Origin of the sequence: Propioniciclava flava, assembly GCF_004126535.1 — a bacterium.
Classification (GTDB): Bacteria; Actinomycetota; Actinomycetes; order Propionibacteriales; family Propionibacteriaceae; genus Propioniciclava; species Propioniciclava flava.
On record NZ_PPCV01000009.1, the window covers coordinates 55,515 to 68,565 of the forward strand.

The 13,051-nt window shown below is 67.3% G+C and carries 13 protein-coding genes; 7 read left to right on the forward strand and 6 right to left on the reverse strand.

The window, feature by feature from the left end; translation table 11 throughout:
- Positions 1-54: 54 nt before the first annotated feature.
- Complete coding sequence (locus tag C1706_RS12060) at positions 55-1,599, forward strand: DASS family sodium-coupled anion symporter (RefSeq protein WP_129459498.1); 1,545 nt, start codon at positions 55-57, stop codon at positions 1,597-1,599.
- 148 nt (positions 1,600-1,747) lie between these two features.
- A complete protein-coding gene (locus tag C1706_RS12065; RefSeq protein ID WP_129459499.1) occupies positions 1,748-3,559 on the forward strand; it encodes an AMP-dependent synthetase/ligase in 1,812 nt (603 codons plus the stop codon).
- A gap of 92 nt (positions 3,560-3,651) precedes the next feature.
- On the opposite strand, the gene C1706_RS12070 is transcribed toward C1706_RS12065, so the two are convergent.
- Together C1706_RS12070 and C1706_RS12075 are read right to left on the reverse strand one after the other, a co-directional pair.
- Positions 3,652-4,041: a globin gene (locus C1706_RS12070; protein ID WP_129459500.1), complete on the reverse strand. Its 390-nt coding sequence runs from the start codon at positions 4,039-4,041 to the stop codon at positions 3,652-3,654.
- 87 nt (positions 4,042-4,128) lie between these two features.
- On the reverse strand, positions 4,129-5,472 hold the full coding sequence (locus C1706_RS12075; RefSeq protein WP_129459501.1) for a M20 family metallopeptidase: 1,344 nt from the start codon (positions 5,470-5,472) through the stop codon (positions 4,129-4,131).
- 192 nt (positions 5,473-5,664) lie between these two features.
- On the opposite strand from C1706_RS12075, the gene rpsF reads away from it, so the two are divergent.
- The 4 genes from rpsF (at position 5,665) to rplI (ending at position 7,381) form a co-directional block, all read left to right on the forward strand.
- Complete coding sequence (gene rpsF, locus C1706_RS12080; RefSeq protein ID WP_180316866.1) at positions 5,665-5,958, forward strand: 30S ribosomal protein S6; 294 nt, start codon at positions 5,665-5,667, stop codon at positions 5,956-5,958.
- 128 nt (positions 5,959-6,086) lie between these two features.
- Complete coding sequence (locus C1706_RS12085) at positions 6,087-6,623, forward strand: single-stranded DNA-binding protein (protein WP_129459503.1); 537 nt, start codon at positions 6,087-6,089, stop codon at positions 6,621-6,623.
- 60 nt (positions 6,624-6,683) lie between these two features.
- The gene (gene rpsR / locus C1706_RS12090) at positions 6,684-6,920 is read left to right on the forward strand and encodes a 30S ribosomal protein S18 (RefSeq protein ID WP_129459504.1); all 237 of its coding nucleotides are present in this window, start codon (positions 6,684-6,686) and stop codon (positions 6,918-6,920) included.
- Positions 6,921-6,934: 14 nt separating this feature from the next.
- The gene (gene rplI / locus C1706_RS12095) at positions 6,935-7,381 is read left to right on the forward strand and encodes a 50S ribosomal protein L9 (RefSeq protein ID WP_129459505.1); all 447 of its coding nucleotides are present in this window, start codon (positions 6,935-6,937) and stop codon (positions 7,379-7,381) included.
- Positions 7,382-7,616: 235 nt separating this feature from the next.
- Here rplI and C1706_RS12100 read toward each other — a convergent pair whose 3' ends face one another.
- Together C1706_RS12100 and C1706_RS12105 are read right to left on the reverse strand one after the other, a co-directional pair.
- Positions 7,617-9,020, reverse strand: a complete 1,404-nt coding sequence (locus C1706_RS12100) for a sodium:proton antiporter (protein ID WP_129459506.1) — start codon at positions 9,018-9,020, stop codon at positions 7,617-7,619.
- Between the two features lie 137 nt (positions 9,021-9,157).
- Positions 9,158-9,400 carry a hypothetical protein gene (locus C1706_RS12105; protein WP_129459507.1) on the reverse strand — a complete coding sequence of 81 codons (243 nt, stop codon included), beginning with the start codon at positions 9,398-9,400 and terminating at the stop codon, positions 9,158-9,160.
- Between the two features lie 218 nt (positions 9,401-9,618).
- Between C1706_RS12105 and C1706_RS12110 the strand changes: the two genes are divergently transcribed.
- Positions 9,619-9,825, forward strand: a complete 207-nt coding sequence (locus tag C1706_RS12110) for a cold-shock protein (RefSeq protein WP_129459508.1) — start codon at positions 9,619-9,621, stop codon at positions 9,823-9,825.
- A gap of 209 nt (positions 9,826-10,034) precedes the next feature.
- On the opposite strand, the gene C1706_RS12115 is transcribed toward C1706_RS12110, so the two are convergent.
- Together C1706_RS12115 and C1706_RS12120 are read right to left on the reverse strand one after the other, a co-directional pair.
- Positions 10,035-11,453, reverse strand: a complete 1,419-nt coding sequence (locus C1706_RS12115) for an MFS transporter (protein ID WP_129459509.1) — start codon at positions 11,451-11,453, stop codon at positions 10,035-10,037.
- A gap of 162 nt (positions 11,454-11,615) precedes the next feature.
- On the reverse strand, positions 11,616-13,046 hold the full coding sequence (locus tag C1706_RS12120; protein WP_129459510.1) for a sensor histidine kinase: 1,431 nt from the start codon (positions 13,044-13,046) through the stop codon (positions 11,616-11,618).
- Positions 13,047-13,051: the final 5 nt, after the last annotated feature.

Sequence of the window (13,051 nt, forward strand, 5' to 3'; positions counted from 1 at the left end):
CCATCCCCACTGCACTCCGAGGAGGACAGGCGGCCCCGTGCCGCCGATATACCCATGACCAATGCTGTTGACGCGCCGACCAGTGAGAGCTGGTTCACACGCCACCCCAAGGCCTGGAAGACCCTCGCGTGCGTCATTCCGGCGCTCGCACTATCCCTCATCCCTGATCCGGCGGGGGTCCAGCAGGGCGGCATGATCATGCTCGGCATCTTCGTCGGCACGATCATCGGCTTCATTTTGCAGCCGCTGCCGAACGCCCCCGTAGGCCTGATCGGTGTCGCTGTCGCCATGGTTGCCGGGGCCCGCTGGGTGCCCGCGCACGTCAAGGCCGACACCGGAGCGGCTGTCGCTGCCACCATGCAGTGGGGTCCGCTCGGCATCAAAGAGGTGCTGGCCGGATTCGGCGATTCGACGGCGTGGCTGATCGCGGCCGCGTTCATCATCGCCGACGGTTTCGTCATCACCGGGCTGGGACGCCGCATCGCGCTGTTGTTCTTGTCGCGCTTCGGGAAGACGGCGCTCGGCCTGGCTTACGGACTGGGCGCTGCTGACCTCGTGGTCTCGCCGGGCACCCCCAGCCTCACCGCCCGCTACGGCGGTGTGGTCTACCCGCTGGTGAAGTCCATCGCCAAGGAGCAGGGCTCGGAAGCGTTCGACGACTCCCGCAAGAAGCTGGGCGCCTTCCTCACGTTCACCTCGGTCGCCATCTCCAGCCTGACGTCGGCGCTGTTCCTCACCGCCATGGCGGGCAACCCCCTCATGGCGAACGCCGTGAAGTCGATGAACCTGGGCTTTGAGATGAGCTGGGGCAACTGGTTCGTGGCCGCCGTCGTCCCGGTCGCGGTCGCCCTCGTCGTGATCCCGTGGGTCGCCTACAAGATCTTCCCGCCGAGCCAGGGCAAGACGCCGGAGGCGCCCGCACTCGCGAAGGCTGCCCTCGCGGAGATGGGTCCGATGAAGACCCCGGAGAAGAAGATGCTCTGCGTCTTCTTGTTCCTGCTGCTCGCGTGGGCCATCGACTCGATCCTCGCTGGGCTGGGCCTGCCGAAGCTGAGCATCGACGCCACCATGGCCGCCCTCGTCGGCGTGGCGCTGCTGTTCATCCTCAACGTCGTTAAGTGGGCTGACGTCGTGAAGAACGGTTCCATCTGGTCCACGCTGCTGTTCTACGGCGCCGCGATCGCGATGGCGACCAAGATCACTACGCTGGGCGTCACTGCCTGGGTGGGCTCGTCGGTGTCGGGTGCACTGGGCGGTCTGGCTTGGCCGTTGGCGTTTGCGATCGTCGTCCTCGCGTACTTCTTCGCTCGCTACCTGTTCGCGTCGGCGACCGCGCACATCCTCGCCCTGTACCCGGTGTTCCTCACCGCAGCCATCGCTGTCGGCACCCCGCCCATGCTGGCGGCGTTCTTCCTTGCGATCGGCGCCACCAACACCGCCAACGGGCTCACCCCGATGGCCGGTGGCGCAGCCCTGACGGCGGGGCAGTCCGGCATGATCACGACCGGGGAGTGGTTCAGCAAGAACTTCATCCTGTCGCTGGCCATGCTCGCGATCTTCGCCGTGATCGGCATCCCCTGGATGCTGTTGGTCCTCTGATCCTGAGTCGGCGTCCGTCCCGAGAGGGGCAGACGCCGAACGCTGTCATGGCACTCCACGCACTCTTCGTCGAAGGGGGAGTGTCGCCCCTTGGTAGAAACCTACGGTTGTGGCAAGTTAGACACAGTTACAGCCGAGGGGGGCTCACATGGATGCCAGCAACATCGCGGTCCGCATGTCCAAGGTGTTCCGGCGCTTTCCGGAGCGGCCGGCGACGCGGATCAAGGACGGGGCCGGTTGGGTCGTCCGCACGTATGCCGAACTGGGGCGTGACGTCGCCACGCTGGCTGGTCACCTGATCGACGCGGGCATCCAGCCGGGTGATCGCATCCTTCTGCTGTCCAACAACCGTCCCGAGTGGACGATCGCCGACCTGGCGATGCTGAGCGTCCGCGCCGTCCCGGTGCCGATCTATCCGACGAGCACACCCGAGCAGGTGCGGCACATCGCCGCCGACTCCGGCGCGCTGTTCGCGTTCGTCGAGAACCAGACGCTGCTGGAGCGGCTTACGCCCGTCTGGGGTGACCTTCCCGAGGTGCGAGGCGCATGGACGTTCGATGCCGTTGAGAGCGGCGACCCCCGCGTCCGCACGCTCGCCGAGGTGCTGAGCGAACCTGTTCCCCCGGACGCCACTGCGGAGGTGGACGCCCGCCTTGAGGCGGCCTCCGGTGACGACGTGGCCTCCATCATCTACACCTCGGGGACCACCGGGGAGCCGCGCGGCGCCGTCTTGACCCATCGCGGGTTCACGTTCGAGACCGACGCGTTGGACGCCTTCTTCACGATCACCCCCAAGGACCATTCGCTGGCCTTCCTGCCGCTGTCGCACGCCTTGGAGCGCGCCTGGACGTTCAAGGTGCTGTTCGAGGGCTGCATGAACACCTATGTCGCGGACGCACGGACGGTGGCCGACGCCCTCGTCGAGGCGCGTCCGACGATGTTCGTCAGCGTCCCGCGTCTGTACGAGAAGGTCTTCACCACCGTGCATCAGAAGGTGGCCTCCTCGCCGCTGCGACGCAAGATCCTGCGGGCCGCGCTGAGCGTCGGCGCCCGCAGCCAGCACGCCTACCGCAAGGGCCGCCGCCCCTCCCTAGGGTTGCGTCTGGCGCTACCGATTGCCGACAAGCTCGTCTTCACGTCCATCCGGGACGCCCTCGGCGGGCCCAAGACTGTGATGGCGTGTGGCGGAGCGCCCCTGCGTCAAGAGATCGAAGAGTTCTTCTCGGCGGCAGGCATGCTGCTGTGCCAGGGGTACGGGCTCACCGAGGCGTCCCCGCTGATCTCGTTCAACTCCCCGGGAGCCTTCAAGTTCGGTACCGCCGGCCGCATCATGGAGGGCGGCGAGGTGCGGATCGGCGACGAGGGCGAGATCTGCTACCGGGGCCCCAACGTCATGCGCGAATACTGGAACAACCCCGAAGCGACCGCGGCGGCGCTCGATGAGGAGGGCTGGTTGCGGACCGGTGACGTCGGCTACGTCGACACGGACGGCTACCTCGTCATCACCGACCGGATCAAAGACATCATCGTCACCTCGGGCGGCAAGAACATCGCACCCGCACCCATCGAGGGGCTGATCCTCGCTGATCCGCTGTTCGAGCACGCGGTCGTGCTGGGCAACAACCGCCCCTACGTCACACTGCTGGTGCGTCCGTCGCTGCCAGGCCTGGAGGACCTCGCACACCAGTTGCAGTTGACGTTCAAAGAAGTCTCCGAACTGCCGACGCGTCCCGAGATCGTCGAGGAAATCACCCGCCGCGTCGCCGCACTCACCGACAAACTCCCACGCCAGGAGCAGATCAAGGATCTGCGCGTCATGCTGGAAGAACTCACCATGGACAACGGGCTGCTCGCCCCGACACTGAAGGTGAAGCGCCGTCAGGTCGAGGAACGATTCGGAGCCCTCATCGAGGACATGTACGCCAAGGTCGCCCAGGCGAAGGACCGCCTCCACCACTGAGGTTGTCGCGTCCGCGCGTGGGCAGGGTGGGACCACTGCTTCTGAAGTGGCGGTGGACCCCGGCGATCACCAGGCGCGTGCGGCGGCCCGGATCACTCGAACTGGTTGATCATGAACTGGGCGGCCCGCGTGAGGTAGGCGCGCAGTTCGGCGTCCTCGGGTTCGGGCAGGGCGAGGGTGTCGACAGCGGCCAGCATGTGGTGCAGCCAGCGATCGCGCTGGTCGGGGGTGACGGCGTAGGGGGCGTGACGCATGCGCAGCCGCGGGTGGCCGCGCGTTTCCGAATAGGTGTGGGGGCCGCCCCAGTACTGCTCCAGGAACAACCGGAGCCGATCGGCCGCCGGACCCAAGTCCTCTTCCGGGTACAGGGCTCGCAGCGGCGGATCGCCCGCGACCCCCTCGTAGAACCGGTCGACGAGGACGCGGAAGGTTGGCTCCCCGCCGACGCGCTCATAGAAGCTGGCTGTGGGCTCGGTGGTCACCGGACCATGCTGCCACGAACCCGTCGCCTGCCTCGTCCCGGCACTTGCCCGGTCCGGCTGCTCGGGTCCGCGGCCCCGGGGCAGCGGTCACGCGTCGAACAGGTGCGCCACGTCCAGCACGCCGCCCGCGGCGGCGAAGTCGGCAGCGACGGCGTCGGCAAGGGCGTCATCGCTGAGGAAGTCCATTGCGGTGGCGGCCAACCCGTAGGCGCCATCGGCGATCCCCGACAACGCAAACTCGGACGCGGCAGCCTCGGCGAACTCGCGGGTGTGCAACGCGGTGCCCTCAGGGGCGATCCGCAGCAGTGGGTGGATGCCCGGAACCCGGACGCTCACGTTCCCGAAGTCGGTGGACGCGGCGATGGTTTCTGAAACCACACCTCGCGGCAGTGCCCGGCGGCCGCGCTCGGCCTGAGCGAGCGCCCAGCGCCGTGTCAGCGGGTCGTTCGTGCGCACCGGCAGTGACGCGGGGTGCTGGTCCCACACCACCTCGACGCCAACGCCCGCCATCAGCGCCGCGCCGTGGGCGAGGTCGTCCACGCGCTGGCTGAGGTCGACGAGCGTCTGCGGGTACTTCGAACGGACGTAAGCCTGCACGACGGCCCGCTCCGGGATGATGGATGCGCGCGTCCCGCCCTCACTGATCACCGCGTGCACCCGGTCGACGGGGATCATCTGCTGCCGCAACAGCCCGATGCCGGTGTAGAAGAGCGTCGCGGCGTCCAGGGCGTTGCGCCCCATGAACGGCTCGGAGGAGGCGTGCGCGGCGCGTCCGGTGAACGTGATGGTCAAGGTGCGCCGCCCCAGCCACACCTGGTCGGCGGCGTCGTAGCCGTAGGGGTGCAGCATGAGCGCGGCATCCACCCCGTCGAAGGCGCCCTCGCGCGCCATGTACTCCTTGCCGCTGTGACCCTCTTCGCCGGGCGTCCCGAGGAAACGGACCCGTCCGCAGAAGGCGTCGGGGTGGCGTTGGGTCAGCCGGTGCAGGGCCAGGAAGGCGCCCACCCCCGTCGCGGCGATGATGTTGTGACCGCACGCATGCCCCAGGTCAGGCAAGGCGTCGTATTCGGCCAGGACGGCGACGGTGTGCCCACCCGTCCCGGCGGTGAACTCGGCCGCCACGCCCGTCTCCCGCCCGAAGACCCCGACCTGCGCGTCGAGGCCGTCTGCGGCGATCAGATCGGCCAGGCGTTGAGCCGCGCGCTTCTCCTCGAAGGCGGTTTCCGGGTCGCCGTGCAACGCGACGGCGAGGTCGCGCAGGGAAGGCGCCAACTCGGCCACGGCGGCGTCCAGGTCACGTCGCAGGAGGGCGTCGGCGCCCGTGAAAGGAGGCTCCAGTCGGTCGGCGTCGGCTGCCAGGGACGCCGTCCGCGCGGCGAGTTGCTCGGAGAAGAAGGGGGACGGCTCGGTCGGGGAGGTCGGTGGCAGCATGCCCTGATTCTAGCGAAGCGCCTTGTCACGACGATGTAACGGGAAGCCCGCTGGCTGTGATGTCGCGCGGTTTAGGGGTGGGTCGGTGCCGTCCGGTAGGCTGGGTCGGTGGACGCTCAGCGTCCTGCATGAAAACCCTCCTGCCCCGGGAGATTCCCGTGGCCGCTAGTCCAGAGGAGGTGGGGAATACACATGCGCCAGTACGAGATCATGGTGATCGTCTCCCCCGACGTCGATGACCGCCAGGTCGCCGGCATCGTGGAGAAGCCGCTCGAAGCGTTCAAGACCGCCGGTGGCACCGTCGAGAACGTCGATGTCTGGGGCCGTCGTCGGCTCGCCTACGACATCCAGAAGAAGTCCGAGGGCATCTACGCGGTGCTCGACGTGACGGCCGAGCCTGACGTGGTCAAGGAACTCGATCGCCAGTACACGCTCAACGAGCAGATCATGCGGACGAAGGTCATCCGCCCCGATCTGCACAAGTGAGGTTCTTCCTCCCCAGATGTGCTCACGACCCTCGTTTTCGTCGGTCGTGGCTGACAGTCTGAGAAGGACGCGGCGCTTCGGCGTCGCAACCTCGACACTAACGTCCGACGAATCGGAGATCTGAACCAATGGCTGGTGAAACCATCATCACGCTCGTGGGCAACCTGACGGCTGACCCCGAGCTTCGCTTCACCCCGTCCGGGGCCCCGGTGGCTAACTTCACCGTCGCCTCCACTCCTCGCACCTTCGACCGTGCGACGAGCGAGTGGAAGGACGGGGACGCCATGTTCATCAACTGCTCGGTGTGGCGACAGGCTGCTGAGAATGTGGCCGAGACCCTCACCAAGGGCATGCGCGTCATCGTCCAGGGCCGGCTGAAGAGCCGTTCCTACGAGACGCGTGAAGGTGAGCGTCGCACTGTGTTCGAGATCGAGGTCGACGAAGTCGGTCCCTCCCTGCGTTACGCGACGGCCAAGGTCAACCGCACCAGCGGTGGCGGCGGCGGTGGCGGCGGCTACAGCCAGCAGGGCGGCTCGGGTGGGGGCGACAACAACTGGTCGTCCAACTCCGGCCAAGGTGGCGGCGGGTACGGGGGCGGCGGCGGCAATCGCCAGCCCGTCAACGACCCGTGGGCTTCGGCCCAGAGCGACGAACCGCCGTTCTGATCCACCTGTTCCAACCACGTCATTCCGGCATCTGCCGGGCTCCAGAAAGAGAGCACCACAATGGCTCCACAGCGTAAGCCTGTGAACAAGAAGAAGATTGCCCCGGTCAAGTCGATCAAGATCGGCACCGTGGACTACAAGGACACCGCGACTTTGCGGAAGTTCATCTCCGAGCGTGGGAAGATCCGCGCCCGTCGGGTGACGGGTCTGTCCGTGCAGGAGCAGCGCAAGGTCGCCATCGCGATCAAGAACGCGCGCGAGCTCGCCCTGCTGCCCTACACGTCGAACGCGCGCTGAGAAAGGAAGCTGACATGAAGCTCATCCTCACCGCCGCCGTCGACCACCTCGGCATCGCCGGCGACATCGTCGAGGTCAAGGACGGCTTTGGCCGTAACTACCTCCTGCCCCAGGGCTTCGCGATCCGTTGGACGCGCGGCGCCGAGAAGCAGATCGAGGGCATCAACCGTGCCCGCGAGGCCCGCACCGTCCGCGATCACGCGCACGCTGGCGAGATTCGCACCCAGCTCGAGGCCCTGGAGATCCAGGTCCCCGCGCGCGTGTCCCCCGAGGGCAAGCTGTTTGGCGCCATCACGGCCGCCGACATCGCGTCGGCGATCAAGAAGGCCAACGGCCCCGCCATCGACCGCCGCAACGTGGTCATCAACAAGCCGATCAAGTCCGTCGGCGAGCACAAGGTTGGCGTGAAGCTGACCGACGCCGTCACCGCGCACGTGCCGGTGAAGGTTGTTGCCGCCTGACGCAGCACCACGAACGCCGGTCAACCCTCGGGTTGGCCGGCGTTCCTGCGTCCCGTCCTCCCTCCGCCGACGACTTCGGCTCCCCCCGTCGATGACTTCGACTCCCCCCGCCGAGGACTTCGGGTTACGGCGCCGATGACTTCGGGTTACGGCGTCGAGGACTTCGGCTCACGGCGTCCAGGACTTCGACTCTCGCCGTCGAGGACTTCCGGTCACGGCATCCGAGGCTTTCAGCTCACTCGATCTCGGACGGATGCACGTGGTGGCGGGCCAGCCACACCGCTCGTGCAGCGATCGCGGCGCCCAGCAGCAGGCCGAGGATCGTCCAGACGGGGCCGTCGGCGATGAAGAGCGAGACCATCACGACCAGGATCGGCACCAGGTAGGTGAGCGACCAGCGCAGGTAGCCGCCGAAGCTCGGCATGTTCACCCCGGCGCTGTCGGCGACGGCCTTGGTCATGAAGTTGGGGCCGTTGCCGATGTAGCTGACGGCGCCGCACAGGACCGAACCGAGCGAGATCGACACCAGATACGCCTCGGGGACGCCGGGAGCCAGCCCGATGCGAGGCTCACCCGGCAGCTGCGCGGCCATCTCGAAGAAGGTGGCGTAGGTCGGCGCGTTGTCGAGGAAGGCCGACAGCCCGCCGGAGAACACGAAGAATGTGATCTCGTTCAGGGGCAGCGTCGGTGCGATCTGCCCGAGGAAGTTCAGGGCCGGGATCATCGCGAGGAAGATCCCGACGAACAGCGCCGCCACCTCGAGGATGGGGGCCCAGGTGAACTGGTTCATCTCGAAGCGGACGTCACGATCCCCGACGACGAACGACAGCGCCGCGGCCGCCACGAACACCAGCTCACGCCAAGGCACCATCTGCGCGAACGTCGCGTGACCGGTCTCGATGGCGTGCAGGTCGAGCGACGGCAGGAAGGCCACCGCCGCGATGATCAGCGCGAAGAACACGAAGTTGATGCCGCCCTTGATCCGCAGCGGCGAGACGTCGGTCGTGTCGAACGCGATCGCCTCCGGCGTCTCCCGGGCGTACTCGCGCCGATCCAGCGCGTAGTAGGTCAGCAGCAGCAGCGCGTTCACGACGAGCCACTCGGGCAGCAGCCGAAAGGTCCACTCGAACGGGACGCCGCGCAGGAATCCCAGGAACAGCGGCGGGTCGCCCAGCGGCGTGAGCAGCCCCCCGCAGTTGGCGACGATGAAGATGGTGAACACCACGGTATGGACGCGGTGAGCGCGCTCCCGGTTGGTGTTCAACAGCGGCCGGATCAGCAGCATCGCCGCGCCGGTCGTCCCGATGAAGGAGGCGATCAGGCCGCCGATCGCCAGGAAGATCGTGTTGTTGCGCGGCGTCGCCCGGATATCGCCGGCCAGGAAGATGCCCCCCGAGACGACGAACAGCGCGAGCAGCAGCATGATGAACTGCACGTACTCGAACAGCGCGTGCACGACCTCGCCGCCGTGTCCCGCGGCGATGAACCAGATCGCCACCGGCAGCCCGCAGGCCAGGGCGACGAGCAGTTTGACGCCGTTGCTTTCCCAGGCCCGCTCGGTGGCCGGGAGGAGTGGCAGCACGGCGACGCACCCCAGGAGAACCACGAAGGGGATGATGCTCCACCATTCCACCTGCATTGTCGCGCCCTCCGCTCGCCCTGCGCCTCGTCATTCTTCCAGGCGGGGACGCGCGTGTCACGCTGCGCCGCTACCCTCACGGGCGCGTCGCGTGTGACGTGCCGGGGGGCTGCTCAGATAGTGGACCTCAGGCAGCGTCAGGACGCGTCGGCGTCGCGCGTGGGCTTGTGGGTGTGGAACGTGAAGGCACCCATCGTGCCGCCGGTCGCGAAACTGGTCGCCGACGGGGTCACCGCGCCCTGCTCGGACCGTTCCGCGGCGGGAGCATCAGGGGGTGCCATGCCGGGCTGGCTGGGGAGAACGGGCTCCCCAAGCGCCGCGAAGATGGCCTGGTCGATCTGGTCGCGTGCCTGAACGCGGTGCTTGCGTGTTTCGGGCATGGCGGCAGTCTAGAGCGCCCGGCTGTGGTGAGCCTGTGCGGGGCGCGTGAGCGGGGCCGGGCGAACGGAACGGACAGGTCCGTGGGGAGCCGTGTAGGCTGTCGTGCAGGTTGAGGTTGGTAGTTCTTACTGCGGTTCCCGTCGGTAGAGTTTCGAGCGTCACCCCAACGCCCCCGGGACCCCGAGGGTTGAGTAACAGCATTAAGAAGGCAGGAAACATGGCCACCGGAACCGTGAAGTGGTTCAACGCCGACAAGGGCTACGGCTTCATCTCCCCCGACGACGGCTCGTCGGATGTGTTCGCGCACTACTCCGCGATCAACTCCCGCGGGTTCCGCTCGCTGAACGAGGGCGACAAGGTCGAGTTCGAGACCGAGCAGGGCCCCAAGGGCCTCCAGGCGACGAACATCACGCCGCTCGCCTGAGTCACACCGAACCGTCGAAGCGCCGCATCCCTGTGGGGTGCGGCGTTTCGCATGTCCGCACCCGGCGGCGTCACGCCTGGAACGCCACGGCAGCAGCGCGTGGGGACACTGAGGACGACACCACCCCTGCGGAACCCGACGGTTGATGCGCGTGAGCCGCGACTCCCCAGGGGAAGCCGCGGCTCACGCGCGTGCGGTGACGGAACTCCTTAGCGGGAGGCTCCTGCCAAGGCGTCCCCGTCGAGGCTCGCGTCCTCAGCGGAGGAGGCGTCGTAGTTGGTGTCCTTCGTCTCGCGCGACAGGATCAGCGAGATGAGGGTCAAGACGCTGGCGGCCGCGAGGTAGACGCCGACCAGCACGGTGCTGCCACCAGCCTGGGCCCACAGCGCCACGGCGATGATCGGTGCCAGGGCGGCGCCGAGGATGCTGGACACGTTGTAGGCGATCGCCGAACCGGTGTAGCGCACGTTCGTGGGGAACAACTCCGGCAGGAGCGCGCCCATGGGGCCGAACGTGACACCCATCAGGGTGAACCCGATGATCAGGAACGATTGGGTCAGTGCCCCGGTGAACATCGCGTCCGGGCGCAGGCTGAGCCACATCGGGAAGCTGATCCCGAAGATGATGATGACGACCGTGACCCAGATGAGCAGGCGGCGGCGGCCAATGGCGTCGGCCACCGGGCCGGACAGCAACGTGAAGATGCCGAAGAAGATCACGCCGATGATCTGCATCAAGACGAAGTTGATGTAGCTGATCCCCAGGCCGCCGGGCTGGGCGGTCTGTGAGGCGGTGCCGTAGGTCAGGGTGAAGCTGGTCATCAGATAGAACAAGACGTAGGTGGCCAGCATGATGAACGTGCCCAGGATCACCTCACGCCAGTGCAGGCGGAACGTGTCGCTGAGCGGCAGCTTGCGGATGGCGCCGCGCTTCTCGGCGGCGTTGAACGCCTCCGATTCGACCAGCTTCAGGCGGACCCACAGGCCCACGATGACCATGACGGCGGAGAACAGGAACGGGATCCGCCAGCCCCACGTGAGGAACGCTTCCGACTTCAGCAGGGCGTCGGTGGGGTGGGGCAGGGCGTAGTTGATGATCAGGAACAGGCCGTTGGCGATGATGAAGCCCAGCGGGGCACCCAACTGCGGGAAGGTGCCGTACCAGGCTCGGCGTCCCTTCGGTGCGTTCTCGGTGGCGACCAGTGCCGCACCCGACCATTCCCCACCGATCGCGAAGCCCTGCGTCAGGCGCAAGGCCAGCAGCAGGATCGGGGCGAGGACGCCGACGGTGTGGTAGGTCGGCAGCAGGCCGATGAGGAACGTGGCAATGCCCATCGTCAGCAGGCTGATGACCAGCGTCGTCTTGCGGCCACGGCGGTCACCCAGGTGACCGAACACGATGGCTCCGATCGGGCGGGCGATCATCGCCGCACCGAACACGGCGAACGAGGCGATCAATGCCGTCGTCGAGTTGCCGCTGGGGAAGAAGAGTTGGGGGAAGACGAGGACTGCTGCGGTCGCGTAGACGTAGAAGTCGTAGAACTCAATGGTCGTGCCGACGAGGCTGGCGGTGATGACGCGAGCCGGTGAGTTCAACGGGGCGGCCGGTGTGGCTGTATTTGCTGTCATGAAGTTGTGATTCTCCTTTGCAGCCTCCCATTGTTCTCCCATGAGACGAGCCGTCTCGAACAGTGGTCATAGCGTGGGATGCCTGGAAGCGCCCCTCCGGCCGCGAAGGCCCGCGCAGAGGGGAAGGGCCGGCCCGCACCCGGTGAGGCCATCAGTTCGGGCTCAGAAGGGCGCCGGTTCCTCATCGTCGTCAACCGTCTCTTCGGGCGGGGTCGGTGAGCCGGGCAGGCGTGCGATCAGTTCCGCGCCCCCCTCGGGCGCGTGCCCAGCCTTGACCCAGCCCCCGTGCGCTTGGATGGTCTGGGCGACGATGGACAGCCCCAGGCCCGAGCCCGTTGTCGCGCGCGCGTGTTCGGAGCGGTAGAAGCGCTCGAAGACGTGGGGGAGATCCTCATCGGCGATGCCGGGGCCTTCGTCGGCGACGCGGAGGCGGTCTCCGATCAGTTCCACCGTGATAGTGCCCCCGGCCGGGGAGAACTTGACCGCGTTGTCGAGCAGGTTGGTGACCGCTCGCTCCAACGCGTCCGGCTCGCCCACCAGGTAGAGCGGATCGAGGTGGACCTTCCAGGTCAGCCCCGGGCCGCGTCGCTTCACCCGTTCCAGGGCATGGTCGATGATCTCGCGCAGATCGACGGCCTCGGGTGCTGGCTGCACCGTCTCCTCGCGGGAGAGCTGAACCAGATCCCCGACGAGTTGGGTGAACTCACCCAACTGGGCGGCGACATCGCGCAGAATCTCGGAGCGGGCACCTTCAGGAAGCATGCCCTGACGCTCGTCGGCCACCAGCAACTCGACGTTGGTTCGCATCGACGTGAGCGGGGTCCGCAGTTCGTGTCCCGCGTCCGCGATGAGTCGACGCTGGCGCTCCCGCGAACTCTCCAACGCCTTCAGCATCCGGTTGAAGGTCTGTCCCAGGTCGGCGATCTCGTCGTCGCCGTGAATCTCGACGGGGGTCAGCTTGTTCGTCGCGGCGATGGACAAGACGGCATCGGTGAGTTTGCGGATCGGCTGGAGCCCCGACTTGGCGATGACGTACCCGATCGCCGCCGCGATGGCGGCACCCACCCCGCCGAACACCAGCAGCGACAGCCCGGTGGTCTGGAGGATGGCCAGCGTGGGGGCGAGCGGACGCCCCACGACCAGGGCGTAATGCTGCTGCTGGTCCACGAGGGGAACGGCGACGATGCGGGTCAGCCCACCGGCCGAGTTGACCCCGGTGCGCGCCGACCAGCCGTGGGACAGGCGCGCGATCGCCAACTCATCGGGGCCCAGTTCCAAGGTGAGCTGGCGTCCCGGCATCGCAATCGTGTGGTTGTCCGACCGCACCAGCATGACGATGACGTTGGCGGCCCGCCACGTCGAGGTGTCGATGCCGCCCATGTTCTCGAGGTCTTCGGCCAGCGCGCCGGAGGTGATGTTGGCGACGTCGACTAGTTCGGCGTCCAACTGGTTGTTGACCGTCACGAGGGTGAGCCCGTAGGCCGCGACACCGGTCACCGCCACGGCCAAGGCAATGGCCAGGGCGATCGCGATCGCCAGCCGCTGTTGGAGGGAACGGTTGGCCGAGGTGAAGAACGCGCGAATCCGCTTCACGACGG